25 protein-coding genes, 1 tRNA gene and 1 pseudogene are annotated in these 23,441 nt (G+C 72.8%); 15 read left to right on the top strand and 12 right to left on the bottom strand.

Annotated features, from left to right (window positions below; translation table 11 throughout):
* Window positions 1–23: 23 nt before the first annotated feature.
* Together ACFFCA_RS03475 and ACFFCA_RS03470 are read right to left on the bottom strand one after the other, a co-directional pair.
* Window positions 24–97: transfer RNA gene (locus ACFFCA_RS03475), tRNA-Pro, on the bottom strand.
* A 63-nt stretch (window positions 98–160) separates the two neighbouring features.
* Window positions 161–1,051, bottom strand: a complete 891-nt coding sequence (locus ACFFCA_RS03470) for a metallophosphoesterase (protein ID WP_375481850.1) — start codon at window positions 1,049–1,051, stop codon at window positions 161–163.
* Between the two features lie 43 nt (window positions 1,052–1,094).
* Here ACFFCA_RS03470 and ACFFCA_RS03465 point away from each other — a divergent pair, with 43 nt between their 5' ends.
* Window positions 1,095–1,550: a GatB/YqeY domain-containing protein gene (locus tag ACFFCA_RS03465; RefSeq protein ID WP_375481848.1), complete on the top strand. Its 456-nt coding sequence runs from the start codon at window positions 1,095–1,097 to the stop codon at window positions 1,548–1,550.
* A gap of 42 nt (window positions 1,551–1,592) precedes the next feature.
* Here the strand turns inward: ACFFCA_RS03465 and ACFFCA_RS03460 are convergent, their stop codons facing one another.
* The 3 genes from ACFFCA_RS03460 to ACFFCA_RS03450 form a co-directional block, all read right to left on the bottom strand.
* Window positions 1,593–4,073 carry a transglycosylase domain-containing protein gene (locus ACFFCA_RS03460; protein WP_375481846.1) on the bottom strand — a complete coding sequence of 827 codons (2,481 nt, stop codon included), beginning with the start codon at window positions 4,071–4,073 and terminating at the stop codon, window positions 1,593–1,595.
* Between the two features lie 119 nt (window positions 4,074–4,192).
* Window positions 4,193–5,335: an ArsA family ATPase gene (locus tag ACFFCA_RS03455; RefSeq protein WP_375481844.1), complete on the bottom strand. Its 1,143-nt coding sequence runs from the start codon at window positions 5,333–5,335 to the stop codon at window positions 4,193–4,195.
* A 126-nt stretch (window positions 5,336–5,461) separates the two neighbouring features.
* The gene (locus ACFFCA_RS03450) at window positions 5,462–6,442 is read right to left on the bottom strand and encodes an ArsA-related P-loop ATPase (protein ID WP_375481842.1); all 981 of its coding nucleotides are present in this window, start codon (window positions 6,440–6,442) and stop codon (window positions 5,462–5,464) included.
* A gap of 41 nt (window positions 6,443–6,483) precedes the next feature.
* Here ACFFCA_RS03450 and ACFFCA_RS03445 point away from each other — a divergent pair, with 41 nt between their 5' ends.
* From ACFFCA_RS03445 to ACFFCA_RS03435, 3 genes are read left to right on the top strand one after another with little or no spacing between them, the layout of a single operon-like run.
* The gene (locus ACFFCA_RS03445) at window positions 6,484–6,951 is read left to right on the top strand and encodes a RidA family protein (RefSeq protein WP_375481840.1); all 468 of its coding nucleotides are present in this window, start codon (window positions 6,484–6,486) and stop codon (window positions 6,949–6,951) included.
* Between the two features lie 28 nt (window positions 6,952–6,979).
* Window positions 6,980–7,732: an NUDIX hydrolase gene (locus tag ACFFCA_RS03440; RefSeq protein WP_375481838.1), complete on the top strand. Its 753-nt coding sequence runs from the start codon at window positions 6,980–6,982 to the stop codon at window positions 7,730–7,732.
* Entirely contained in the window at window positions 7,729–8,580 is an 852-nt protein-coding gene (locus ACFFCA_RS03435) for an MBL fold metallo-hydrolase (protein WP_375481836.1), read from the top strand. Before ACFFCA_RS03440 ends, ACFFCA_RS03435 begins: the two co-directional genes overlap by 4 nt.
* 169 nt (window positions 8,581–8,749) lie before the next feature.
* Here ACFFCA_RS03435 and ACFFCA_RS03430 read toward each other — a convergent pair whose 3' ends face one another.
* The 3 genes from ACFFCA_RS03430 to ACFFCA_RS03420 all read right to left on the bottom strand — a co-directional run bounded on the left by ACFFCA_RS03430 (window position 8,750) and on the right by ACFFCA_RS03420 (window position 10,841).
* A complete protein-coding gene (locus tag ACFFCA_RS03430; protein WP_375481834.1) occupies window positions 8,750–9,577 on the bottom strand; it encodes a hypothetical protein in 828 nt (275 codons plus the stop codon).
* A gap of 195 nt (window positions 9,578–9,772) precedes the next feature.
* On the bottom strand, window positions 9,773–10,447 hold the full coding sequence (locus tag ACFFCA_RS03425) for a Crp/Fnr family transcriptional regulator (RefSeq protein ID WP_375481832.1): 675 nt from the start codon (window positions 10,445–10,447) through the stop codon (window positions 9,773–9,775).
* A 130-nt stretch (window positions 10,448–10,577) separates the two neighbouring features.
* Window positions 10,578–10,841, bottom strand: coding sequence for a hypothetical protein (locus ACFFCA_RS03420; protein WP_375481830.1), 264 nt, complete (start codon window positions 10,839–10,841; stop codon window positions 10,578–10,580).
* Between the two features lie 17 nt (window positions 10,842–10,858).
* Between ACFFCA_RS03420 and nth the strand changes: the two genes are divergently transcribed.
* From nth to ACFFCA_RS03390, 6 genes are read left to right on the top strand one after another with little or no spacing between them, the layout of a single operon-like run.
* Window positions 10,859–11,641 carry an endonuclease III gene (nth, locus tag ACFFCA_RS03415; protein ID WP_375481828.1) on the top strand — a complete coding sequence of 261 codons (783 nt, stop codon included), beginning with the start codon at window positions 10,859–10,861 and terminating at the stop codon, window positions 11,639–11,641.
* Window positions 11,638–12,324, top strand: coding sequence for an NUDIX hydrolase (locus ACFFCA_RS03410; RefSeq protein ID WP_375481826.1), 687 nt, complete (start codon window positions 11,638–11,640; stop codon window positions 12,322–12,324). The genes nth and ACFFCA_RS03410 overlap by 4 nt, the downstream gene beginning before the upstream one ends.
* A 41-nt stretch (window positions 12,325–12,365) precedes the next feature.
* Window positions 12,366–12,803: a plastocyanin/azurin family copper-binding protein gene (locus ACFFCA_RS03405; RefSeq protein ID WP_375481824.1), complete on the top strand. Its 438-nt coding sequence runs from the start codon at window positions 12,366–12,368 to the stop codon at window positions 12,801–12,803.
* Window positions 12,800–13,987 (top strand): MarP family serine protease, encoded by a 1,188-nt coding sequence (locus ACFFCA_RS03400; protein WP_375481823.1) that lies wholly within the window; start codon window positions 12,800–12,802, stop codon window positions 13,985–13,987. Before ACFFCA_RS03405 ends, ACFFCA_RS03400 begins: the two co-directional genes overlap by 4 nt.
* Before the next feature lie 15 nt (window positions 13,988–14,002).
* Window positions 14,003–14,557 (top strand): hypothetical protein, encoded by a 555-nt coding sequence (locus ACFFCA_RS03395; protein ID WP_375481821.1) that lies wholly within the window; start codon window positions 14,003–14,005, stop codon window positions 14,555–14,557.
* Window positions 14,550–15,017, top strand: a complete 468-nt coding sequence (locus ACFFCA_RS03390) for a hypothetical protein (protein WP_375481819.1) — start codon at window positions 14,550–14,552, stop codon at window positions 15,015–15,017. Before ACFFCA_RS03395 ends, ACFFCA_RS03390 begins: the two co-directional genes overlap by 8 nt.
* Window positions 15,018–15,079: 62 nt before the next feature.
* Here ACFFCA_RS03390 and ACFFCA_RS03385 read toward each other — a convergent pair whose 3' ends face one another.
* A complete protein-coding gene (locus ACFFCA_RS03385; RefSeq protein ID WP_375481817.1) occupies window positions 15,080–16,027 on the bottom strand; it encodes an alpha/beta fold hydrolase in 948 nt (315 codons plus the stop codon).
* A gap of 11 nt (window positions 16,028–16,038) precedes the next feature.
* On the bottom strand, window positions 16,039–16,470 hold the full coding sequence (locus ACFFCA_RS03380; protein ID WP_375481815.1) for a phage holin family protein: 432 nt from the start codon (window positions 16,468–16,470) through the stop codon (window positions 16,039–16,041).
* 117 nt (window positions 16,471–16,587) lie between these two features.
* Here ACFFCA_RS03380 and ACFFCA_RS03375 point away from each other — a divergent pair, with 117 nt between their 5' ends.
* Window positions 16,588–17,328 carry an oxidoreductase gene (locus ACFFCA_RS03375; protein ID WP_375481813.1) on the top strand — a complete coding sequence of 247 codons (741 nt, stop codon included), beginning with the start codon at window positions 16,588–16,590 and terminating at the stop codon, window positions 17,326–17,328.
* Window positions 17,329–17,613: 285 nt separating this feature from the next.
* On the opposite strand, the gene ACFFCA_RS03370 is transcribed toward ACFFCA_RS03375, so the two are convergent.
* Window positions 17,614–18,429: an HAD family hydrolase gene (locus ACFFCA_RS03370; RefSeq protein WP_375482054.1), complete on the bottom strand. Its 816-nt coding sequence runs from the start codon at window positions 18,427–18,429 to the stop codon at window positions 17,614–17,616.
* A gap of 147 nt (window positions 18,430–18,576) precedes the next feature.
* Between ACFFCA_RS03370 and ACFFCA_RS03365 the strand changes: the two genes are divergently transcribed.
* From ACFFCA_RS03365 to ACFFCA_RS03350, 4 genes and pseudogenes are all read left to right on the top strand, one after another.
* Window positions 18,577–19,299 carry a hypothetical protein gene (locus ACFFCA_RS03365; RefSeq protein ID WP_375481811.1) on the top strand — a complete coding sequence of 241 codons (723 nt, stop codon included), beginning with the start codon at window positions 18,577–18,579 and terminating at the stop codon, window positions 19,297–19,299.
* Window positions 19,248–20,270 (top strand): annotated as a pseudogene (locus tag ACFFCA_RS03360) (TadA family conjugal transfer-associated ATPase); the annotation flags it as partial. The gene ACFFCA_RS03365 and the pseudogene ACFFCA_RS03360, both read left to right, overlap by 52 nt.
* A gap of 163 nt (window positions 20,271–20,433) precedes the next feature.
* Window positions 20,434–21,264, top strand: a complete 831-nt coding sequence (locus ACFFCA_RS03355) for a type II secretion system F family protein (RefSeq protein ID WP_375481809.1) — start codon at window positions 20,434–20,436, stop codon at window positions 21,262–21,264.
* Window positions 21,265–21,422: 158 nt separating this feature from the next.
* Window positions 21,423–22,073, top strand: coding sequence for a type II secretion system F family protein (locus ACFFCA_RS03350; protein WP_375482052.1), 651 nt, complete (start codon window positions 21,423–21,425; stop codon window positions 22,071–22,073).
* A gap of 5 nt (window positions 22,074–22,078) precedes the next feature.
* Here ACFFCA_RS03350 and ACFFCA_RS03345 read toward each other — a convergent pair whose 3' ends face one another.
* Entirely contained in the window at window positions 22,079–23,341 is a 1,263-nt protein-coding gene (locus ACFFCA_RS03345) for a hypothetical protein (RefSeq protein ID WP_375481807.1), read from the bottom strand.
* Between the last annotated feature and the right edge of the window lie 100 nt (window positions 23,342–23,441).

The following is a 23,441-nucleotide window of genomic DNA, read 5'->3' as shown; positions in this document are numbered from 1 at the left end:
AGCTCGCTCTGCCCTCGTCTCAGTCGGGGTGACAGGATTTGAACCTGCGGCCTCTTCGTCCCGAACGAAGCGCGCTACCAAGCTGCGCCACACCCCGCTACGCCGCCGGGCGGGAACCCGTGAAACGCAACCGGCCCAGCATACCCGGGCAGGGACAGCGCTATGTACGCGGGACGAGCGTCAGCAGGGTGGCCTCGGGGCGGCAGCAGAACCGGATCGGCGAGTACGGGTTGGTGCCGAGGCCCGCGCTGACGTGGAAGTACATGCGCTCGTCCCACCGGTGCAGCCAGCGCGCACGAGCACGGTCGATCCCGCAGTTGGTGACCAACGGCGGCCCGAACGGGATGCGCACCTGGCCGCCGTGCGTGTGCCCGGCCAGCACCAGGTCGTAGCCGTCGGCGGCGAACGCCGACAGCAGCTCGGGTTCGGGCGAATGGATGACGCCGATGCGTACGTTCGCATCCGGTTCGGCCGGGCCGGCGATGCGCTTGTACCGGGCCCGGCGCAGGTGCGGGTCGTCGGTGCCGGCCAGGGCCGCTTTCCCGGCACCCGCGCCGAGCACGGTGCGCACGTGGGTGAGATCGGCCCACCCCGCGCCGCTCATGGCCCGCGCGAGGACGGGCCACGGCAACGGCTGCAGGTCGGGCGGCAGGTCACCGGGCGCCGTGAAGTAACGCGCCGGGTTCTTCGGCTTCGGCGCCCAGTAGTCGTTGTTGCCGGGCACGAAGGCGCCCGGGAACGCGAGCAGGGGCTCGAGCGCGTGCATGACGGCAGGGATCGCGTCGGCGCCGGACAGGGTGTCGCCGGTGTTGACGACCAGGTCGGGACGCTCCTCGGCCAGCCTCCGGACCCAGTCCTGCTTGCGTCGCTGACGGGCCGTGATGTGCAGGTCTGACAGGTGCAGCACGCGCAACGGCGACGAACCCGGTGCCAGCACCGGCACCTCGCGGCGGCGCAGCACGAAGGCGTTGCGCTCGACCACCGAGCCGTAGAACAACGCTCCGGCCCCGGCGGCAGCTGTCGCACCGAGCACGCGGGTGGTCGTCGACATGCGTCCAGCCTACGGAGGTGCGGGCCTCGGTACCGTCGACGCTATGGCTGAGCTCAAGGACCGTCTGCACGCCGATCTCAACACGGCCATGAAGGCCCGTGACGAGTTGACCACCGCGACCCTGCGGATGGCGCTCACCGCCGTCACGACGGAGGAGGTCTCCGGGTCCAGCGCCCGCGAGCTGTCCGACGACGAGGTGCTGCGCGTCCTCACCCGGGAGGGCAAGAAGCGTCGCGAGGCGGCCGAGGCCTACGACGGTGCCGGACGTCCCGAGCTCGCCGAGCGCGAGCGGGCCGAGAACTCGGTCATCGACCGGTACCTGCCCGCCCAGCTCGAGGACGCCGAGCTGGCCGAGCTGGTCCGCGACGCGATCGCGCAGACCGGGGCGAGCAGCCCGCGGGACATGGGTGCGGTCATGAAGGTCGTTCAGCCCCAGGTCGCCGGCCGTGCCGACGGCAAGCGGGTGAGCACCGAGGTGAAGGACCAGCTCGCCGGCTGACGGCCTGCCCACCGGGCGACCCTCAGCCGCAGCCCGTACCGGCTACCGCCGCGGCGGCTTGGTCTTGGTGCGGCCGCCACCACCGGGTGTCTTGGTCTTCGTGCTGCCCGACCCGGGGGAACCCGAGCGGGTCGAACCCGAGCCGGACCCGGACCGCCCCGTCGTGCGCGGCTTCTTGGTGACCTTCGGCGGCGGTGGCACGTAGATCGTCTGCGACGTACCCAGGCTCTGGCAGACCGTGATCGTCGAGCCCTCGGGCGCCTTGTGCGGGCCGTAGAACGCGATCGAGTCGTAGGGCGCCACGCTCGGCGAGGCGGGGCAGCGGAGCGCGTCGTTGCTGCTGATGACCGCCAGCTTGAACTGGCCGGCCAGCGCCGAGCGGGCCTCGCTCAGGGTCATGCCGGTCAGGGGCGGCACGTCCTGGCCCTTGACGTCGATGGCAGAGGTCCAGGACCACGACTGCGACGTGAGGCTCGGGCCGAACGCCTTGAGCCAGACGCCGGAGGCGTAGTTGCCGTACGCACCGCCGGTCTTCTCGCGAGGCAGACCCGTCGACGCGCTGTTCGGGTAGTCGAAGTTGATCAGCGCGCTGGTGGCGACCAGGTTCGGGGTCATGCCGACGAACCAGACCGCCGCGTTCTTGGAGGTCTCCTTGCCGTTCTTGACCGCGGCCACCGTGCCGGTCTTGCCGGCCACCTCGCTGTGACCCGCGTCGTCCCAGCTGGCGAACTCGCCCGCCGAGGTGCCGTCCCCACGCGTGTCGCCGGTGAGGATCTTCACGGCCTTGCGCGCCGTGTCCGGGGAGACGACCTGCACGCCCGGCGAGCGCTTGAGCGAGAGCGCGCTGCCGTTGCTGTCGGTGACCGAGAGGATGGGCGCCGGAGCGTGGAAGGTGCCGCCGTTGGCCACGGCCGCGTAGGCGCCGGCGATCTCGAGCGGGCTGGTCGGCACGCTGCCGAGCACGAACTGCTGCGCACGCCCGTACGCCTCGATGGCCTGCGCCACGGTCTGCTTTCCGCTCTCGATCTGCGACAGGCCAGCCATGCCCAGCTTCTGCGCCATCGACACCATGGGCTGCAGCTGGCAGTTGTAGAGCTGGTCGGCCAGACCGAGGAAGTAGGTGTTCGACGACTTGGCCGTGGCGGACGTCAGGGTCTCCTGGTCGCTGTAGCTCTCGTCGGCGTCACCGTTGGAGGTGCCCGGTTTGCTCGTCACGCAGTACTTGGGCTTGTAGACACCGTTGGCGGTGGTCAGCAGCGGCCAGTCGCTCGGCACGCCGATCGACAGCGCGCTGAGCAGCGGGAACAGCTTGTAGGTCGAGGCTCCGTTGGCGACGTGTGCGGTGAACACCGGCTGCTCGGTCTGTCCCTTGCCGGTGCCGAAGGTCTTGCTGGTGGCCATGGCCAGCACGTTGCCGGTCTTCGGGTCGACGGCCGGGAGCACCGCCGTCATGGGTGACGTGGCCGGTACGGCCTTGGACACCTTGGCCTGGCTGGCGTTCTGCAGAGCCGGGTCGAGGGTCGTGACGATCTTCAGGCCGCCGGTCTGCAGCTGCGTGGAGGACAGCCCGTTGACCTTCTCGAGCCAGTTGACGGCGTAGTCGCAGAAGAAGTTCACATTCGCGATCTTGGACGCGGCGTTGGCACATCCCTGCCGGACCTGCGGCGGGGAGTTCGTGACGAGCGCGATCGGCTTGGCCTTCTCGCTGTTGGCCTCGGCCTGGGTCAGCCGGCCGACCGACACCAGGTTCTGCAGGACCTCGTTGCGGCGCTGGGTGGCGGCCTCGCGGTGCACGAACGGGTCGTAGTCCGACGGCGCGCGCAACAGGCCGACGAGCAGCGCCGACTCGCCGAGGGTCAGCTTCGACGACGGCTTGTCGAAGTAGGTCTCGGCCGCGGTCTGGATGCCGTAGGAGTGCTCGCCGAAGAAGGCGATGTTCAGGTAGTCGTCGAGGATCTGCTTCTTGCTCTTGTGCAGCGTGCCCTCGATGTAGAGGGCGCACTTCGCGTCCTCGATCTTGCGGGTCAGGTTCTGCGCGATGGCCGCCTGCTGCTTGGCCACGTTGTCGCCGGCCTGGTAGTACCGCAGCTGCTTGACGTACTGCATGGTGAGCGTCGAACCGCCCTGCGTGTCACCGCTGGAGGTATTGACGGCCGAGCGCACCAGGCCACGCAGGTCGACGCCGTGGTGCTGGTAGAAGCGGCGGTCCTCGGTGGCAACCAGCGCGTCCTGCAGGTAGGTAGGCACCTGGCTCAGCGGCACCGGAACGCGGTCCTGCTTGAACAGGGTGGCGACGACGGTCTTGCCGTCCTTCGCATACAGCGTGGTCTTCTGCGGCGGCTTGCTGTCCGGCAGGTTGCACTGGGTGTTCTGGAACTTGTCGGCCTCGCGACCGGCGACGAGGCCGAGCCCACCGACGTAGGGCAGGGCCAGGCCGGCGACGAGCACGCCGGCCGCGACCAGGGCGACGAAGAGTTTCGCCAGCGTCTGCCAGGGGTCCGGGCGTCCGGGGAAAGCTGCCACGGAGCATCAGGGTACGGGGCAGCCGAGGGGTGCTGTTGCCTCGCTGGGGGCGCCCTCAGCAGCTGAGAACCTCCAGGGCCCGGAATGTGGGCGTGTCGCGCCGTGGAGTCGGGTCGGTCTCAGCCGCCGAGCAACCCGCCGATGGTGACCAACCCGTCGAGGTCGTGTACGTCGATCGGCAGCGCCGGCACCGCGACCAGGGGCACGGCCGGATGCGCCGAGGAGAAGCGGCGGGTCATCCGGGCGTCGTGCTCGGCGGCGCCCGCCACCTCGGCGTGGACCCGGAGGGCAGCGACGGCGAGCTCCGAGGCCGCGTCGGCGGGCTTCTCGGCGAGCGCGTCCGCAGCCGCCTCCGCTCGCGCGGCCGGCAGCGTCTTGGCACCCTGCACCGGGCTGGTGAAGCGGGTGCGGTTGACGATCACCCCGGCCAGCGGCATCGCGTCGGTCGAGAGGCGGTCGACGAAGTAAGACGCTTCACGCAGCGCGTCCGGCTCCGGGGCGGCCACGACGACGAAGGCAGTGCCGGGGCGTTTGAGCAGTTCGTAGGTCTGCTCGGCCCGCTCGCGGAAGCCGCCGAACATCGACTCGAGCGCGCTGACGAACGTCGACAGGTCGTTGAGCAGGTCGCCACCGATGACCTTGGTGAACACCCGCGCCACCATGCCGACCGAGACGGTGACCACCTTCAGGTAGGCCTTGCCGCCGGCCTTGGCCGGGGCGGTGAGCAGCTTGATCATGCGGCCGTCGAGGAAGCGGCTGAGCCGGTTCGGCGCGTCCAGGAAGTCCAGCGCCGAGCGGGACGGCGGGGTGTCGACGACGATGAGGTCCCACTCGTCCTGGGCCACGAGCTGGCCCAGCTTCTCCATCGCCATGTACTCCTGCGTCCCGGCGAACGACGACGACAGCGATTGGTAGAACGGATTGTTGAAGATCTGCTCGGCGCGGTCGGGCGTCGAGTGCTCGAGCACGACGTCGTCGAACGTGCGCTTCATGTCCAGCATCATCGCGAACAGCGCGCCGCCGTCGCCCGCCTCGACGCCCTGCACGGGCCGCGGGGTGTTGTCGAGCTCGGTGAGGCCCATGGACTGCGCCAGCCGGCGGGCCGGGTCGATGGTGAGGACAACGGTGCGCCGGCCGGCCCGGGCGCCGAGCATCGCCACGGCTGCGGCCGTCGTCGTCTTGCCGACACCGCCGCTGCCACAGGTGACGACGACGCGGGTCGTGGGATCGCGGACCAGGGCCGCGACGTCGAAGTCGCTCATGCCCTCACTCCGTTCGGGCATGCAGAGACGCAATACCGCTGGTTCGCTCCGCAAGCGTCGCTCATGCCCTCACTCCGTTCGGGCATGCAGAGACGCAATACCTCTGGTTCGCTCCGCAAGCGTCGCTCATGCCTCGCCGCCGTCGAGGAAGCGCGCCGCGAGGTCCTTGAGCTCGCCGAGCTGGACGGGCGGGTTCAGGTCGGGCAGCTCGATGCGGGGCAGGTCGAGCTTGTCGAGGCGCGCGGCGTTCTCGGCCTGCACGACCTGACGCTGGGCGTAGTCGGCCATCTCGGCGGCGAGCGCCGGCGCCTGGGCCACCGCGACCCCGGCCCGGCGCAACCCCACGGCCAGGGCCTTCGCGTCGACCGTGCCGTCCGCCCGCACCTGGCCCTCGCTGATCAGTGCCGGACGGGCGCGGTTCACGACGACCGCGCCGAGCTGGAAGCCCAGGTCGGCGAGCTCGCCGGCGGCGTCGATCGTCTCCTGCACCGGCATCTCCTCGAGCAGGGTGACGAGGTGGAGGACCGTGCGCGGCCCGTGCAGCAGGGAGATGACGCCCTCGCTCTGCTTGTTGATCGGGCCGAACTTGGTGAGCTTGGCGACCTCGCGGGTGGCGTCGAGGAAGCGGGCGATGCGGCCCGTCGGCGGCGCGTCCAGGACGACCGAGTCGTAGACCGGGCGGCTATGGGCCTGCCGCACCACCGACTCCTTGACCTTGCCGGTGAGCAACACGTCGCGCAGGCCCGGCGCCAGGGTGGTCACGAAGTCGACGGCGCCCATCTTCTTCAGCCCGCGCCCGGCCCGCTTGAGGTTGTAGAACAGTTCGAGGTAGTCGAGCATCGCCTGCTCGGGGTCGACGGCTAGCCCCAGCAGCTCGCCACCGTTCGCGGCGCCGGCGAGGTGGCGTTCCTCGTAGGGCATCGGGGGCGTGTCGAACAGCTGGGCGATCGCCTGCCGGGACTCGACCTCGACGAGCAGCACCTTGCGTCCGGTGTCGGCGAGGGCCAGCGCCAGCGCTGCCGCGGCGGTGGTCTTGCCCGTCCCGCCCTTGCCGGTGACGACGTGCAGCCGCGCCTTGGGGGAGATCCCGTCCGCGAGAGCGACCATCAACCCAGCGTAGGACGCACGTCAGCGATACCGTCGGGCGCATGTCCGCCTCCGCGTCCGAGCGTCTCGCCGAGCTCGGCATCACCCTGCCCGCCGTCCCCGCCCCGCTCGCGTCCTACGTGCCGGCCGTCCGGACCGGGTCGCTGGTCTACACGTCCGGTCACCTCCCGCTGGTGGACGGCGAACTGCGGCACGTCGGCAAGGTGGGGGCGGAGGTGACGCCCGAGGACGCGGCGGCCGACGCCCGGGTGGCGGCCCTGAACGCGATCGCCGCCGTGGACGCCCTGGTGGGCGTCGACGCGGTCGTGCGGGTGGTCAAGATGGTCGGTTACGTCGCGAGCGCCCCCGGGTTCACCGGCCAGCCGGCGGTCGTCAACGGGGCCAGCGAGGTGCTGGGGGAGATCTTCGGGCCCGAGGGCGCCCACGCCCGCTCGGCGGTCGGGATGGCCGTCCTGCCGCTCGACGTGCCGGTGGAGATCGAGCTCATCGTCGAGGTCGTCGTTGAGTAGGCGTGAGAGTGAGACGGTGGGGGCGCCGGTGCCGGTCCGCGATGCCGCCACCGTGGTGCTGCTGCGCGACGGCGCCGACGGTCTCGAGGCGTGGCTGCTGACCCGGGTCCGGCAGATGGCCTTCGCCGCGGGCATGACCGTGTTCCCCGGCGGCCGGGTCGACGAGGCCGACGTGCACCTCCCGCTGGAGGTGGCCGACGTCGAACGGGTGGCGGCGCGGTTCGACTGCGACGCCCCGTCCGCGCGGGCGGTACTCGGCGCGGCCGCGCGCGAGACGTTCGAGGAGACCGGCGTGCTGCTGACCCGGCCGGCGGCCGTCCTGCCCGACGACCGCGCCGCCGTCGAGAGCGGCGCGCTCTCCTTCGGCGACCTGCTGGCCCGGCACCAGCTGACCGTCGACGGCGCCGCCCTGCGGCCCTGGGCGCGGTGGGTCACCCCCGAGGGCGAGGTCCGCCGCTACGACACCCGGTTCTTCGTGGGCACTCTGCCCGACGGCGCCTCGGCCGCCGACGTGACGACCGAGTCCAGCGCGGCGGGCTGGCTGCCCATCGGCGTGGCCCTCGAGCAGGTGCAGGCCGGCGAGCGTCGCATGCTGCCGCCGACGATGATCACCATGACGGAGCTGCTGGCGCACAGCACGGTGGCCGAGGTCCTGGTGGCGGCCGACGAGCGGGTGATCCGCCCCGTCCGCCCCACGCTCCGCATCGCCGAGGACGGCGCCGTGACCGTCGAGCTCGACGACGGCAGCGTGCATCCCGTCCCGCGGGCGATGCTGGCGTGAGGCTGCGACGGCGCCGCCGACCGGAGGCGGCCGCGTCCGAGGTCGCATTCCCCGCGTACGGAACCCTGCGCGCGGTGACCCCGCGCGCGTCGGTGCTGCTGCAACGCAACCCTGGACCGATGAGTCTCGAGGGCACGAACAGCTGGGTGGTCGGTGCGCGGGACGCCGCGGAACGCATCCTCATCGACCCCGGCGAGGACAGCGAGAACCACCCCGGCGCGGACCACCTCGAGCGGCTGCTGAGCGCGGCGCCGTCGGTCTCGGTGGTGCTGCTGACCCACGGCCACCACGACCACAGCGGCCTGGCGGCGCGGTTGCACGAGCAGACCGGGGTGGCGGTCCGTGCCGCGGACCCGGCGCTGTGCCGCGGTGGGCCGCCGCTGCGGGACGGGGCGGTCGTCGACGCGTCCGGTGTGCGGCTGCAGGTCCTCGCCACCCCCGGGCACACGGCCGACTCGGTGTCCTTCGTCCTGGCCGGCAGCGACGACGCCGACGGTGCCGCCGTGTTCACCGGCGACACGGTCCTGGGCCGGGGCACGACCGTGGTCGCGCACCCGGACGGCGCGCTGGGGCCCTACCTGGCGTCGCTGCGTCTGCTGCAGGGCCTCGGCGGGGCGCGGGTGCTGCCCGGTCACGGGCCGGAGCTCGACTCGATCGGCACGGTGGCGGCGGAGTACCTCGCGCACCGTGCCGAGCGGTTGGAGCAGGTGCGGTCGGCGCTGCAACGGCTCGGGCCGTCGGCGACGGCACGCGAGATCGTCGAGGACGTCTACGCCGACGTCGACCCGGCCGTGTGGTGGGCCGCCGAGCTGTCCGTCGCCGCCCAGCTGGACTACCTGCGCCGCTGAGGCCCTCGGCCCCGGCCCCGTCGAGCCATCCCCGCCTCGCGCCCGCTCTCCGTCGAGCCATCCCGCCTCCGTCCCTCGCTCGAGTGGTGGGTTATTGCTCGAGTGGCGGGATATCTCCCGCCACTCGACGCATTCCCCGCCACTCGGCAGACTTGCCGCCGCGGCTCGATCAGATCCGAACGCCGATCCGTTCGCGTCGCACCCGTGCGACGTACGCGGCGCACTGGTCGAGGCGCCCGAACACCTGAGCCGGGCCGAACGCAACGGTCTGCCAACCACCGCGGTCACCGAGATCGACCTGACGGGTCATGTCCCTCCGCATCCGATCCGTCGTTGCGTGATCGGCGCCGTTGTACTCGACGGCCAGGCGAGCGTCGTCGAAGCTGAGATCGGGTTCGGCAAGCCATTGCCCGAGGTCGTCGAAGACCGGCTGGTTGACGCCCGACGGCACCAGCCCACGCAGGACGAAGCCGGCTCGCAGGTGGGACTCGGGCCGCGACCGCGAGCGTGCATCGAGCAGCGTCAGGGCCGCCCGGGCCGCTCGTACACCACGACGGCCGCGGCCCCGGCCCACGGCGTCCGCCAACGAGTCGGTCCCCGCGCCGCCTCGCAGCGCGCTGTCGCCGGCAGCAACGACATCGAGCAACGTCAACCGCTCGGCGATGTCGATCCACGTGCGCTCGATGCAGGTGACGTCCAACCCGTCGACGTTCACGATCTCATCCCGTCGGAGTCTGCACCTTCGCAACCGAACCTCGCTGCGTTCGCTGTGCGCATGCGCACGAGGCTGTTCGGCGCCCGGATGGGTGATGAATTCCACCGGGCCGACGTGTGCGGAAGAGGGCAACCACAGGCCGTGCAGCCGCGCCGCGGAAAGCCCTGAGACCACGGAGCCGGGCGCTATCCCGGTGAGTAACGCTGCCGCTCTGCCCGCAAGATCGACGATGTCGGAAGGTTCGCGCCAGACGCCGTGGCTGACGCGAGCGAGATCGGTCATGAACGCAACGTTGGACTGCCGAGCGCACCGCGATCCGCTGGTGCCGACTTCCTGTGGACACGAGCCGTGCCTGTGGACAGCTGCGGGGACGTATCGCGAGTGGCGGGCTATGACGCGAGTGGTGGGTTATAGCCCACCACTCGACGAATATCCCGCCACTCGACGTGGTGGGCGGTCAGCGGGTGCGGCGGTCGGTCAGCGGGCGCGGCGAGCCAGACGTTCGCGGTCGAGGATGACGACGCTCTTGCCCTCGAGGCGCAGCCACCCGCGGGAGGCGAAGTCGGCCAGCGCCTTGTTCACCGTCTCCCGGGAGGCGCCGACGAGCTGCGCGAGCTCCTCCTGGGTGAGGTCGTGGGTGACCCGCAGCTGCCCGCCGTCGATGGAACCGAAGCGCTGCGCGAGCTGCAGCAGCTGCTTGGCCACCCGGCCCGGCACGTCGACGAAGATCAGGTCCGCGAGCATCGTGTTCGTGCGGCGCAGCCGCCGGGCGACGACGCGCAGCAGCTGCATCGCGATCTGCGGCCGCTCGGTCGCCCACTTCTGCAGCGCCGACTTGGGCAGGCGCGCCAGCCGGGCGTCCGTGACGACGGTGGCGGTGGCCGTGCGCGGGCCCGGGTCGAACAGCGACAGCTCGCCGAACTGGTCCGACGGGCCGTAGATCGCGACGAGGTTCTCGCGGCCGTCGGGGGAGCGGCGGCCGAGCTTCACCTTGCCGGCCACGACGATGTACAGGCTGTCGCCGGGCTCGCCCTCGTTGAACAGGACGGCACCGCGAGGGGCGTCGAAGATCTCGAACTCGTCGGACAGCGCCTCGACGTCCTCAGGGTCGACGCCCTGGAACAGTCCCGCCCGGCGCAGAACCTCGTCCACTCATGCTCCTCGATCGCCGTCAGTGCGAATCCGGTCACAGCTGACAGAAGTCTAGGGCACCGGCCTTATAGTGCGCCGCTGGCCTCCGTGCCGGACGGCGACGCGCCATGCGCACGCTCGCGGGGCGAGCTCAGTCCAGCGTGGCTGCGTCGGCCTTGCGCCGGCCACGGCGACGGCCCAGCCGCCCGCGGAAGCGCCGCAGCGCCGACTCGCTGCCTTCACGGACGAACGTGTTCAGCTCGGAGGGGTTGGCGCTGTCGAGGAAGTTCTCGATCTCGCGCTCGTTCGGTAGGTGGTTCAGCGGCTCCTCGACGCGTTCCATGAGCAGCACGAAGCCGAGCACCACGAAGGGGAAGAGGAGCAGCGCGAAACCGATCATGACGCCGCCCATCATGCCGCACCACGGTGCGGATGTCGGCCAAGCGGGCCGACGCGGTGTCCGTACCGGCTCGTAGGCTCGCTGTCGTGGCAACCGTCCGGGCCTCAGCCCCCGAAACCCCGTTGGCCCTCACCCGCCGCGCGCGGCGGATCAACCGTGAGCTCGCCGACCTGTATCCGGATGCCCACATCGAGCTGGACTTCACGACGCCGCTCGAGCTGTCGGTGGCCACGGTCCTGTCGGCGCAGTGCACCGACAAGCGGGTCAACGAGGTCACCCCGGCCGTCTTCCGCCGCTACCGCGACGCGGCCGCGTACGCCGGTGCCGACCGTGACGAGCTCGAGGCCCTCATCAAGCCGACCGGGTTCTTCCGGAACAAGACCACGTCGCTGATCAAGCTCGGGCAGGCCCTGGTCGAGAACTTCGACGGGGAGGTCCCGCGGACGCTCGCCGAGCTCGTCACCCTGCCGGGCTTCGGGCGCAAGACCGCGAACGTCGTGCTCGGCAACGCCTTCGACGTGCCCGGGCTGACGGTGGACACCCACTTCGGGCGGCTCGTGCGGCGGTGGGGCTGGACGACCGAGACCGACCCCGTCAAGGTCGAGGCCGCCGTCGCGACCCTCATCCCCAAGAAGGAATGGACGATCTTCAGCCACCGCACCATCTGGCACGGGCGGCGAATGTGCCATTCCCGCAAGCCCGCGTGCGGGGTGTGCCCGATCGCGCGGCTGTGCCCGTCCTTCGGCGAAGGGCCCACCGACCCCGAGGCCGCGGCGAAGCTGGTCAAGACCGAGGCGCAGATGGTCGCCACGTGAGCGCTGCCGTTCCCGGGTGGCTGGCGCCGCTGGCCGACGCGGCCGCCTCGATCGGCGGTGACGACCTCTCTCGCTTCCTGCCCCCCGACGACGGGTCGGGGCGTCCCTCGGCCGTCCTCATCTCCTTCGCCGACGGCCCGGACGGCCCGTCCGTCCTGCTCATCGAACGTTCCTCCGACCTGCGCAAGCACGCGGGCCAGGTCGCGTTCCCGGGCGGGTCGATCGACGACGGGGACGCCTCGCCGGTCGCGGCGGCCCTGCGCGAGGCCACCGAGGAGGTCGGCCTCGACGCCGCGGACGTGCAGGTGATCGCCGCGTTGCCGCCGATCTTCATTCCCGTCACCGGCTTCGTCGTGACCCCGGTGCTCGCCTGGTGCCCGGCCCTGCACGACCCCGCCGCGGTGCGCGCGGTCAGTGCGGCCGAGGTCGCGCGGGTCGAGCTGGTGCCCATCGCCGAGCTCACCGACCCGTCGCACCGCTTCCTCGTCAACGGTCCCGCGGGCTACCTCAGCCCGGGGTTCGAGGCCCGCGGGCTGTTCGTCTGGGGGTTCACCGCCGGGCTGCTCGACCGCCTCCTGGACATCGCCGGCTGGGCGCAGCCCTGGGACCGCACCGTGCGGCGCCCGCTGCCACCGCTGCCCGGCTACCCGAGCCCGCCGACGGCAGCTGTGGACAGGGATTGACGGCCACCGGAACCGTCAGGCCGCGCCGGTACCGTCACCCCATGCCCGCCGCCCGTGCCCGTCTCCGTGTCGTGGCCGCGACCGTGGCCCTGACCGCAGCGGTGGCCGGCTGCAGCAACAGCGAGTCGGCGCCGCAGAAGCGGCCGCACAACGGGTCCGGCACCGCGTCGGACGTCAACGGCCTCCAGCAGCTGACCGTCACCACCGGGGCCGATCTGCGCTTCCACCCGTCCACGCTCGTCGTCCATCCCGGACGGGTGGAGATCATCCTCAAGAACGTCGTCAAGGGCGGGTCCGGCGGCCCGCCGCACAACCTGCTCGTCAACGGCCTGCCCGGTGCCTTCGTCCCGCTGACCGCGGCCGGCGACGTCGGCAAGGTGACCTTCACCGCCGGCGCGCCCGGGCGTTACCGCTTCGTGTGCACCATCCACGTGCAGCAGGGCCAGACCGGCACGTTGGTGATCGAGCCCCGCTCGTGAACCTGCTTGACCTGATCATCATCGTGGTCGCCGTCGCGTACGCGATCGGCGGTTTCCGCAGCGGGGCCGTGGTCGGGGTGTTCTCGCTCATCGGCTTCTTCGGGGGCGCGGCGATCGGTGCCCAGCTCGCCCAGCCGCTCGGATCGCGGGTTGCGGACGGCCGCGCGCAGATCCCCGTTGCCATCGTGTGCGTGCTGGTGCTGGCCACCATCGGTCAGCTGGCCGGCGTCTACCTGGCCGCGCACGTCAAGCAGTTGGTGCCGGAGTGGGGCAAGCCCGTCGACGCCGGGGTCGGGTCGATCCTCGGTGTGCTGTCGGTGCTGCTCGTGGCGTGGATGGTCGCGGTGCCGCTGGCCACCTCGCCCTACCCGACGCTGGCCTCCGAGGCCGCCCATTCGCGGATCGTGCGGGCGGTGAACGGCGCCGTCCCCGACGGCGTACGCGGGCTGTACTCCTCGCTGCGCGGGTTCCTGAACCAGAGCGGCTTCCCGCCGGTGCTCGGCGATCTGCCGTCGACCTCGGTGGTGGCCGTCCCCGCCCCGCCCGCGAGCCTGTCGCCCGCCGTCCAGGCGCGCGTGCGCGCGGCGCAGCGCTCGACGGTGAAGATCTACGGTCAGGCGCCCGAGTGCGACCGCGGTATCGAGGGCTCCGGTTTCGTCTACGCGCGGCACCGCGTGCTCACCAACGCCCACGTGGTCGCGGGCACCCGCAGCGTGCGCATCCAGGTCGACGGCGGCACCGTGCCGGCCAAGGTCGTGTACTTAGACCCCGACCGCGACGTCGCGGTGCTGTCGGCGCCGCGTCTCGACGCGCCGGTGCTGCGGTTCACCGGCTCGCCCGGCCGCACCGGCGACGCCGCCACCGTGCTCGGCTATCCCGAGAACGGGCCGTTCACGGTGCGCACCGCCCGCATCCGTTCGCAGACGACCGTCCGCGGCTCCAACATCTACGGCCACGGCACGATCACCCGCTCGATCTACTCGATCCGCTCCGTCGTGCGCAGCGGCAACTCCGGTGGCCCGCTGCTGGCCAACGACGGCACGGTGCTCGGCATGGTCTTCGCCACCGCACTCGACTCGCCCGACACGGGCTTCGTGCTCACCGACGCCGAGATCGCGTCGGGGGCCTCGACCGGGCGTACGGCGAACACCGCTGTCGACACCGGTGGGTGCACGCCCGGCTGACGTTAGGGTGCCGCTGTGAGGCCGACCGCGGGAAGCGCTGTGCTCGGCGCCGCGGTGGGCGCCGCGCTCTCCCTCGTGCTGGTCTTCATGGCCGGGACGAGCGCGCGGCAGGGCGTGGCCCTCGGCGCCGGTCAGGGCATGCCGCGGCGCTACGTCGACTACCTGGCCACCTCCGTGCCCGGTTCCTGGAGCGACGTCGGCCGGCTGCTCCCGGTCGCGGTCGGCGCTGGGCTGGTGGCCGGCCTGCTCCTCGGGCTGCTGCGGTGGGTGGTGTCGTCGCGCGGCACGGCCGAGGTCGGACGGATCGGGACGGCGGTCGTGCTGGCCTCGTCCGGTCTCGTCGTGGGGGTCCTGCTCGCGGTGGAGTTGCACTTCTACGGCCGCACCGAGAACCCGCCGGCGGGCGACTTCAGGTTCACGACCTTCGAGCCCAAGGGCATCACCATGGAGCTATTGCCGACGTCGGGACCGTGGTGGCCGCTGGTGCTGACCGGCGCCGTGGTCGGACTCGCGGTCGGTGTGCTCGCCGCCGTCGTCGCCGAGGTGGTCGGGCGGCTACGCAGTGCCTGAGCGACGGACCGTCGCCCTGTTCGCAGCGCTCGGCCTGCTGGTCGGCGGGCTCGTGGCCGTGGCCATGGCCTTCCACCTCGGCCGCCGGTCCGACATTGCCTGGCCGGTGCCGGTGGCCGTCACCCTGGGCTCGGGAGTGGTCGCCGGGCTCTTCGTCGCGTTCGCGGTGCGGTGGCTTCGTCGGGGCCGTCTCCCGGTGCTGACCGTCGGCGGGGTCGCGGCTGGCCTGCTCGTCGGGCTGGCCGTCTACCTGTGGGGTCGTTACGTCGCCGACGGGCAAAGGGTCGTCTACCACGGCCGGTACGTCCCGACGGACGGGATCACGGCGTCCAAGGCGTACTCCAGCACGCTGGTCGTCGGTTACGGCCAGCCGCAGACGTGGTGGTCGCTCATGGGAATCGGGGGGGTTGCCGGGCTCGTCGGGGGACTGGTCTTCCGGGTCAGAACCGCCTCGCGCTAGTCCGGCGCCGGGAGAGTTGTGCGCCGCCGCGGCACACAACACTCCCCGGGATTGACGCGGAGCTACAGCGTGACCTTGGCCCAGCTGACCAGCTCGTCGCCGATCATCGCCGGCACCTCGTTGTGCGGGAAGTGCCCGACCCCGTCCAGCAGGCGCCACTCGTAGCGGCCGCGGACGTGCCGCCCGGCTCCCTGCGCGGTGGCCGGCAGGACGCAGGCGTCGAAGTCGCCGTGCAGGTGCAGCACCGGTGCGGTGACCGGCCGGCGCATCGCTTCGGCCCAGGCGCGCCCGTCGGAGCGCAACACCGAGCGGGCCAGCCACCGGTAGTGCTCCGCGGCGCAGAACGACACCGGGTGGATGCGCATGGCCTGGGCGTAGCGCTCGACGTCGACGCGGTAGCGCGGCGTGCCGCGCCAGCGGGGGCCCGTCCACCGGTCGAACAGCTCGCGGACCCAGGACGAGTCACGCGAGAGCAGGCTCTCCGGTCGACGCGGGATCTGGAAGGTGCGCAAGGCGTACGCGGACGCCTGCCGCTGAGCGGGTCCGGCCCCGGGACGCAGCGCAGCGCGCAGGTCCAACGGATGCGCCGCGCCGAGGACGACGGCGGACCGCACGACCTGCGGATGCTGCGCCGCCATCGTCCAGGCGAGGGTCCCGCCGACGTCGTGCCCGACGATCATGGCCGACGACTCGCCCAGCGACGTGACGAGTGCGGCCATGTCGGCGGCCAGCGTGGGCGAGTCGTACCCGCGCGGTGGCTTGTCGCTGGCGCCGTAGCCGCGCAGGTCGACGGCGACCGCGCGGTAGCCCGCGTCCGCGAGTGTCGTCAGCTGGTCGTGCCACGCCCACCAGAACTGCGGGAAGCCGTGCACGAGCAGGACGAGCGGCCCCTGGCCGAGCTCGGCGACGTGCAGCGCGATCCCGTTGGCGCGCACGACGCGGTGCGTCCACGGGCCGTCGAGCAGGACGGTGGAGCTGTCAGGGGCGCCCGGGAGGGGGCCGAATCCCACGACGCAGCGGCCTAGTGCTTACGCAGGTAGGCGACGGTCTCCTTGCCGGTGCTGATCGTGCGTTCCGGCGCCTTCACCCGCTTGATCTTGCGGATGCCGACGAACACCAGCGCACCGACGACGAGAAGCTGGAAGCCGAAGACGATGAGGAACGCGAGCCAGCGGTCGAGGCCGAGCGCGGCGATGCCCTCGGCGAGGGCGAGGAAGCCGAAGGTGAGGGAGAAGACGAGCACGACCAGGGCGCCGATGAAGGCTCCGGCGCCGACGCCTGCGTTCTTGACCGTCGAGCGCAGTTCCAGCTTGGCCAGCTCGATCTCGCTGTGCACCAGCGTGGACAGATGCTTCGACGCCTCGGCCACGAGTTCGCCCATGCTGGGCTCGGCAGCGCTGCCGGCCGAGGCCGTGACCCCTGGGGTGGCGTTCGACTGCGGGGTGACCGTCACGGTCGCAGCTCCTTGATCGACGGACGTGCACGGGTGGTCGTGCCGGAAAGTGCTGTCAATCATGGCAGGCGGCCCGTGGTCGTGGGGCGCCCGTGCCGGACACTACCGTTGCCTCCCGTGCCCGCCGATCCGCTCGCCCCGCTGCTCGAGCTCCCCGGTGTCGCGGACGGCGTGCAACGTGCGCGGGACGCGGTCGACGCACTGCTCGGCAATCGCACCCTGCGCCGTCGCTCGCCCGACGTGTCCGCCGAGTCCGCGCTGCGCGGCGCGTGGGCCTCGGCCTGGCTGGCCGGTGACGAGGTGGAGCTGGCGGACGTGCGCTCGGGTGACGCGGCGCAGCGGCCGGTCGTGCAGGGTGCGCTGCGGGCGCAGTCCGCGATCGCGTCGCTGACCGACACCTGGACGAAGGCGCCCCGGCAGGCGATGGCCCGGCTGCACGCCCTGGCGGCCGCGGACCTGGTCGAGGACGCCGAGACCCTGGGCCGCCCCCGTGCTGGCGCGGCCGAGCGGATGGACACCCTGACCCTCGTGCTGGCCACCACGCGCGCCCCGGCTGTGGTGGTCGCCGCGATCGTGCACGGCGAGCTGCTCGGCCTCGACGCGTTCCCCCCGGCGTCGGGCGTGGTGGCGCGGGCGGCGGTGCGGCTGACGCTCGTCGAGCGCGGCCTGGATCCCAAGTCCCTGGTGGCCGTCGAGGTGGGGCACCGCGAGTTGCGTGCCGACTACGACGAGGCCCTGGAGGCCTACCGTTCCGAGACGCCGGCCGGTATCGGTCGCTGGCTGGTGCACTGCGCGGACGCGCTCGTCGCCGGAGCCACCGAGAGCGTCGCGATCTGCGAGGCCATGGCGCGCGGCTGAAGGTGTGTGCGGCGGCGGCCCTGCGCATGCGGGCCCTGGACATGCGACGGCGGCGTCGCCGTGTCTGTCGACACAACGACGCCGCCGGCACGGGCGGCGAGTTACCAAGCGTGCCCTGTTCGGTATCGAACGCGGTCCGTCAGCGGCGCTGCCTCGGTGCCACGTCGATTCACCTTCGACGGTGGGATCGCCGCGTGGGTGCTCGTACGTCCGTGCTGTCTCCAACGAACCACTGTGACCCGGGTCACGCAAGGGCCCGACGGCGTGTCAGCGGTAGTTCACAGCTCACGCCCGGATGCGGCGTCGCGCGGCGTACCACGCGATCCCGGCCGCGGCCATGCTCGCGCCGACGACCGTCGCCGCCGTGACCGGGTGCTCGGGACGCAGGCCGGAGATGCGTTCCCGCAGGGGAACCGCGTTGGAGAAGGTGAGTAGTGGCCAGTCGCGTTCGACGGCTGCCCGCCGCAGGGCGCGGTCGGCGTTGACGGCGTAGGGGTGCCCGACGCTCTCCAGCATCGGGACGTCCGTGGCGGAGTCCGAGTAGGCGTAACTCGCCGACAGGTCGTAACCCCGTAGCTCCGCGAGCTCGCGGATGGCCACCGCCTTCTCCTCGCCGAACGCGTAGCGGCTGATCTCGCCGGTGTAGCGACCGTCCTGCACGACCATCCGGGTGGCCACGACGTCGTCGGCGCCCAGCATGGCGCCGATCGGCCCGACCACCTCCTCGCCGGACGTGCTGACGATGACGACGTCGCGCCCGGCGGCCTTGTGCATGCTGATCAGCTCGACGGCCTCGTTGTAGACGATGGGGTCGATGATCTCGTGCAGGGTCTCGGAGACGATCTCGCGCACCTGCGCGACGTCCCACCCCGTGCACATGCCGGTGAGATAGGCGCGCATGCGCTCGATCTGGTCGCTGTCGGCCCCGGCGAGGGCGAACATGAACTGGGCGTAGGCGCTGCGCAGCACGGCGCGCCGGTTGATCAGCCCGCCCTGGTAGAACGGCCGCCCGAACGCGAGCACGCTCGACTTGGCGATGATCGTCTTGTCGAGATCGAAGAACGCCGCCGTGCGCGGGAGTTCGGCCACGACGGTGAGGATACGGACCGTCGCTGACTGCTCCCGACTGGTTCGGTCGGGTTCGGTCTGCGCAGGGGTTCGTGGGTGCGTCACGCCGCCGCTTGCTCGCCGTCCACAGGCTGCGAACGGGACGCGTGCGGTCGCGGCGAACGGGGTTGGCTGGCGGGCATGAGTGACGTGACGCGCCCGGGCGCCGGTCCGGTCATCGGGGTCGTGGGAGGCAGCGGCGGTGTCGGCGCCTCGATGTTCGCGGCGGTCCTCGCCGTCCGGGCGGCCGCGGTCCTGATCGATCTCGACGTCACGGGCGGCGGCATCGACGTGCTGCTCGGGCTCGAGACCGAGCCCGGTGCTCGCTGGTCGGGCCTGCACCTGGCCGGGGGCCATCTCGAACCGGAGGCGCTGCGGGCCGGCCTGCCGCGCGCCGGGCCGTGCGCCGTGCTCGCCGCCGACGTCGGTGAGTTGGACCCGGAGGCGGTCGGTCAGGTGCTCGGTGCGGCGGCCGCGCTCGGCCCGGTCGTGCTCGACCTCCCCCGGGCCGCCGTCGTCGAGCGCGCCGCGGCGCTCCTGCGCTGCGATCTCGTCGTTGTCCTGGCCCGCGCCGACGTGGCGGGGCTCGTTTCGGCGCACGTGCTCGTCGACGCGCTGCCCGAACTGCCGCTCGGCATCGTGCTGCGGCGCGCCGACGTCGACGTCACCCGGGCGGCGCAGTGCCTCGACGTCCCGTGTCTGGGGGTGCTGCCGCCGCGGGCGGCTGTCGGTCGACGCTTCGAGATGAGCAGGTTGCCGCGAGCGACGGTGCGCGTGGCGGACGGCGTACTGGCCGGGGCGACGGGGCGGGCATGGCCGGCCGGGCAGGCACCGCCGGCGCGGCGGGCGCTGGTGCTCGCATGATCGGCGCCGACGTTGCGCTGGCCGATCGGGTCCGGCACCGACTGGTCGAGTCCGGCGAGGTCGGCCCGGGGCTGGGCCTGGACGCGGCACTACGCGCCGAGTCGTCCGGGATCGTCGACGACGCCGTGTTCGCGCGCCTGCGTCGGGACGTGGCCGCCGAACTGCGTGGTGCCGGGCCGTTGGAGCCGCTGCTGGAGCTGCCCGGGGTCACGGACGTGCTCGTCAACGCGCCGGACGCGGTGTGGCTCGACCGGGGCGCCGGCATGGAGCGCAGCGCGGTGGGGTTCGCCGACGAGGCGGAGGTGCGGTCGCTGGCCCAACGGCTCGCCGCGGGGGCCGGACGTCGGCTCGACGACGCCACCCCCTACGTCGACGCGGTCCTCGCCGACGGGACGCGGCTGCACGCGGTGCTGCCACCGCTCGTGCCCACGACGACGGTGTCGTTGCGCGTCCTGGCTCGCCGGCCGCTCGGGGTCGACGACCTTGTCGACGCAGGTGCCATGCCGGACGACGTCGCAGCGCTGCTGCGGGCGATCGTGGCGGCTCGGCTGGCGTTCGTCGTCACCGGCGGCACCGGGACGGGCAAGACGACACTGCTCGGTGCCCTGCTCGGGGAGGTGGGCCCGCGCGACCGGTTGCTGGTGATCGAGGACGCCGCCGAGCTCGTCGTCCGGCACCCGCACGTGGTGCGTCTGGTCACGCGTCCGGCGAACGTCGAGGGGGCCGGCGCCGTCACCTTGCGCGAGCTCGTGCGCCAGGCGCTGCGCATGCGCCCCGACCGCCTGGTGGTCGGCGAGTTCCGCGGGGCCGAGATGGTCGAACTGCTCGTGGCCCTCAACACCGGGCACGAGGGCAGCGCCGCCACCCTCCACGCCAACTCGGCCGCCGACGTGCCCGCCCGGTTCGCCGCCCTCGGCGCCCTGGCGGGGCTGCCGGCGGCGGCGGTCACCAGCCTCGTGGCCAGTGCCGTCGACGTCGTGGTGCACCTGCACCGCGGACGCGACGGCCGTCGCGTGGTGGCCGAGATCGGGCTGCTCGAGCGCGGTGGCGACGAGCTCGCCGTGGCCCCGGCGTGGTCCCGCGCCGCCGGACCCGGGCCGGCGTGGGGCCGTGCCCCCAGCTGGCCGGTGCCCGATGACCCCGCTGTCGTGGGCCCTGGTCGCGCTCGCCCTGCTGGTCGGCGCCGCTCCACGCCGGGCTCCGGTCCGCGTCGCCACGTTGGCCGGCCGCGCGCGCCTGTCCGGCGCCCCGCCTGCGACGGTTCGTCGTCATGCGCACCTCGCGCGGCGTGTCGACGGCCGGCTGCTTGCCGCGCTCGGCGTCGTCGCGGTCGCCGTCGTCACCGGCGGGGTGGCCGGCCCGGTGCTGGCGCCCGCGGCCACCCCACTCCCCGCGCAGGCGGCCCGGCAGCTGGCCGGCCACGTCGCCCGTCGCCGTCACCGGGCCGAGCACGCCGCGGTGCTGGCTGCGGTCCGGATCCTCACCGCCGAGCTGGCCGCCGGCAGCCTGCCGGCGAGCGCGCTGGCCGCGGCAGCGTCGGCTGCGCCGCAGGTGCGCGAGGCCTTCCAACGCGCGGCCGACCAGGCCGGTCGCGGGGAGCGGCCGGAGGCGCTGTCGCCGGACCCGCGGCCCGGGATCCGCGCCGTCGGGGTCGCCTGGACGCTCGGGCAGGACACCGGGTCGGCGTTGGCCGGCGTGCTGGAGAGGGTGGCCGAGGATCTGTCCAGTGCCGACGCGCAGCGCCGCGCGGTGGCTGTCGCACTGGCCGGCCCGCGCTCGTCGGCGGTGCTCGTGGCCCTGCTCCCGGTGCTCGGCCTCGGGCTCGGCAGCGCGATGGGGGCGTCGCCGGTCAGCGTCCTGGGCGGGTCGCCGGGTGGCCGGGTGCTGTGCCTGGTCGGCGTTGCCCTCGACGTCGCCGGCGTCCTCTGGATCCGCTCCGTGCTCCGCCGCGCCGAGCGGGCGTGACGCTCGTGCCCGGAGTGCTCGAGACCACCACGTGGTTGTGGGTCGCCGCGGCCCTCCTGGTGGCGCCGCGCGGTTCCCGCAGGATTGAGCGCGGGCGCGGTCCGGCCGGCGGGGCTGGCGGGGACGATGGCACGCGCGAGGTCGGTCCCGCTGGCGGTTTGGGTCCCGCCCGCGGTCGGGGTTCCGTCGGCAACGTCGGTCCCGCCCGCCGCCTGCGTGGTGGCCCGGCACTCGCCGCGGTGCTGGCCGCGGTCGCCTGCGTCGTGACGGCGGGTCCGCGGGTCGGTCTCGTGGCGGCGCTGGTGCTCGCCCCGGTGGCCGGGTTGGGCGTGCGCGCCGCCGGGCGACGACCCGGCCGGCTGCGGACCGATCGGTCGATCGCGCTGCCGCTCGACCTGGCTGCTGCCGTCCTGCGCAGCGGCCGCCCGCTCGCCGACGCGCTTGCTCTTGCCGCACCCGCTGCGGGGCCCGATTCGGCGCCGCTGTTGCTGCGCGTAGCCGGTCTGGTCCGGCTCGGGGCCGGGGCCGAGGACGCCTGGAGCGTGGTTCCCGACGCGCATCCCCTGCGGCCGCTCGCCGCCAGCGCGGTACGCAGCGCGGCCAGCGGGATCAAGGTGGCCGATGCGTTCGAGCGGCACGCGGCCGAGATCCGGGCCGAGGCGGTGTCCGCCGCCACTGCCCGCGCGCAGCGCGCCGGCATCACGGCGATGGCTCCGCTGGCGGCGTGCTTCCTGCCCTCGTTCGTCTGCCTGGGCGTCGTGCCGATCGTCGTCGGCATGGCGACCCATGCGCTCGGGGTGCTCGGGTGACCCGCTCAGCGGGTACGCCCGGCGCTGCCCGTCTGCACGAACTCGGTCTTGCGCCAGGTCCAGTACTTGATCACGCGGTCGTTGCCGCTGCACCGGCTGATCGGCAGCTGCGACGAGCAGTCGAAGGTCTCCAGGCGGCCACCGGTGAGGACGAAGTCGTCGCCGAGCCCGACCCCGCCGATGCCCACGCCCTGCCCCGACGGAGCGAGGTTGCCGTCGGACTTGGCCTTGATCGCCCCCCAGCCCTTGCTGCCGTTGGTGTAGGCGACCGCATTGCCCGACCCGTCGCCGGAGAACGTTCCGCGCACGACGAAGGTTGCATTAGTCATACCGGTGAGCACCGAGCCGGTGGCTCCGGCGTCGGGGGCGCCGAGGGACGCCGAATAGGGGTATGTGCTGAGCCCGGCCGTGCGCAGCACGTCGTCGGCCTCGGAGAAGAAGGTGACCGTGCCCTTCTGGCCGACGATGATGGCGTCGGCCCCGCTCGGCGTGACGACCTGGTAGGTCGGCGCGGTGCTGTCGCTGTGCCGCAGCAGGGTCTGGATCACGGTGGAGTCCATCCGCAGCATGCCCTTCGCCGGGCTGACTGACGGGGAGGTCTGGGCACCGCTGCGCGCCGCGCGGAAGGTGTCGTCGCACTCGGCGGGCAGGGCATCGGGGAACGGTGCCTTGTTCCAGATGCCCGTGCGGAGGTCGTCGGTGCTGACCTTGGTCCGGTCGGGGGCGCGTACCCGCACGAGGTAGCCGGGCAGCCCGCAGAAGGTGCTGGTCAGGGTCGAGGTACCGGACCCGTCCTTCGGAGTGAGCAGGGCAAGACCCCGCGGCCGGCCGGCCGCCGTCCACACGAACTGGCCGTACCCGGCCTCGTCGAGGCGGTTGGCGAGGTAGGCATCGACCTTCGCGGCGGTGGCCAGACGCAGGACGGTGATCGTGGTCGGGTCGGACGGGTAGGTGCAGGAGACCTCGTCGAGGATGCCCAGCGTGACGTCGAGACCGCTCGGCCCGGACAACCGGCAGGAGCCGTGGTCGAACGCCGTCGCCGAATCGGAGTCGCGGGTGCCGACCAACCTCGAGAACGCGGCGAAGTGGGCCCACGACACGGTCGGGGTTCCCGCGGACCCGGTCCGCAGCACCGGATGCGCGCCGGCGGCGGTGACGGACGGCGACGTCCGTGCCGGCCCGCTCGAGGTCCGCCCGCCGGCGTTCGAGCCACCCCCGCCGCGCAGCGCCACCGCGGCGACCGCCGCCCCGACAGCGAGTACGAACACGACCGCAGCTGCGATCAGCGCGGTGCGTCGTCCGCGCCGCGGCGTGTCCGCCCCTGGCCGTGGGGCCGAAGGCACAGGGGTGTGGGGAGGGGTGTTGTAG

Origin of the sequence: uncultured Jatrophihabitans sp., from assembly GCF_964252635.1 — a bacterium.
Lineage (GTDB): Bacteria > Actinomycetota > Actinomycetes > Mycobacteriales > Jatrophihabitantaceae > Jatrophihabitans.
Note: the sequence above shows the minus strand (reverse complement) of the source record. Positions and strands in the feature narration are given on the sequence as shown.

Coding starts and splice junctions, on each gene's coding strand:
- ACFFCA_RS03470 (WP_375481850.1), bottom strand. CDS start 1,051: ATGTCGACGACCACCCGCGTGCTCGGTGCGACAGCTGCCGCCGGGGCC.
- ACFFCA_RS03445 (WP_375481840.1), top strand. CDS start 6,484: ATGTCCGCCTCCGCGTCCGAGCGTCTCGCCGAGCTCGGCATCACCCTG.
- ACFFCA_RS03430 (WP_375481834.1), bottom strand. CDS start 9,577: ATGACCGATCTCGCTCGCGTCAGCCACGGCGTCTGGCGCGAACCTTCC.
- ACFFCA_RS03455 (WP_375481844.1), bottom strand. CDS start 5,335: ATGAGCGACTTCGACGTCGCGGCCCTGGTCCGCGATCCCACGACCCGC.
- ACFFCA_RS03420 (WP_375481830.1), bottom strand. CDS start 10,841: ATGATGGGCGGCGTCATGATCGGTTTCGCGCTGCTCCTCTTCCCCTTC.
- ACFFCA_RS03365 (WP_375481811.1), top strand. CDS start 18,577: ATGAGTGACGTGACGCGCCCGGGCGCCGGTCCGGTCATCGGGGTCGTG.
- nth (WP_375481828.1), top strand. CDS start 10,859: ATGTCGGCCAAGCGGGCCGACGCGGTGTCCGTACCGGCTCGTAGGCTC.
- ACFFCA_RS03355 (WP_375481809.1), top strand. CDS start 20,434: ATGACCCCGCTGTCGTGGGCCCTGGTCGCGCTCGCCCTGCTGGTCGGC.
- ACFFCA_RS03465 (WP_375481848.1), top strand. CDS start 1,095: ATGGCTGAGCTCAAGGACCGTCTGCACGCCGATCTCAACACGGCCATG.
- ACFFCA_RS03405 (WP_375481824.1), top strand. CDS start 12,366: ATGCCCGCCGCCCGTGCCCGTCTCCGTGTCGTGGCCGCGACCGTGGCC.
- ACFFCA_RS03450 (WP_375481842.1), bottom strand. CDS start 6,442: ATGGTCGCTCTCGCGGACGGGATCTCCCCCAAGGCGCGGCTGCACGTC.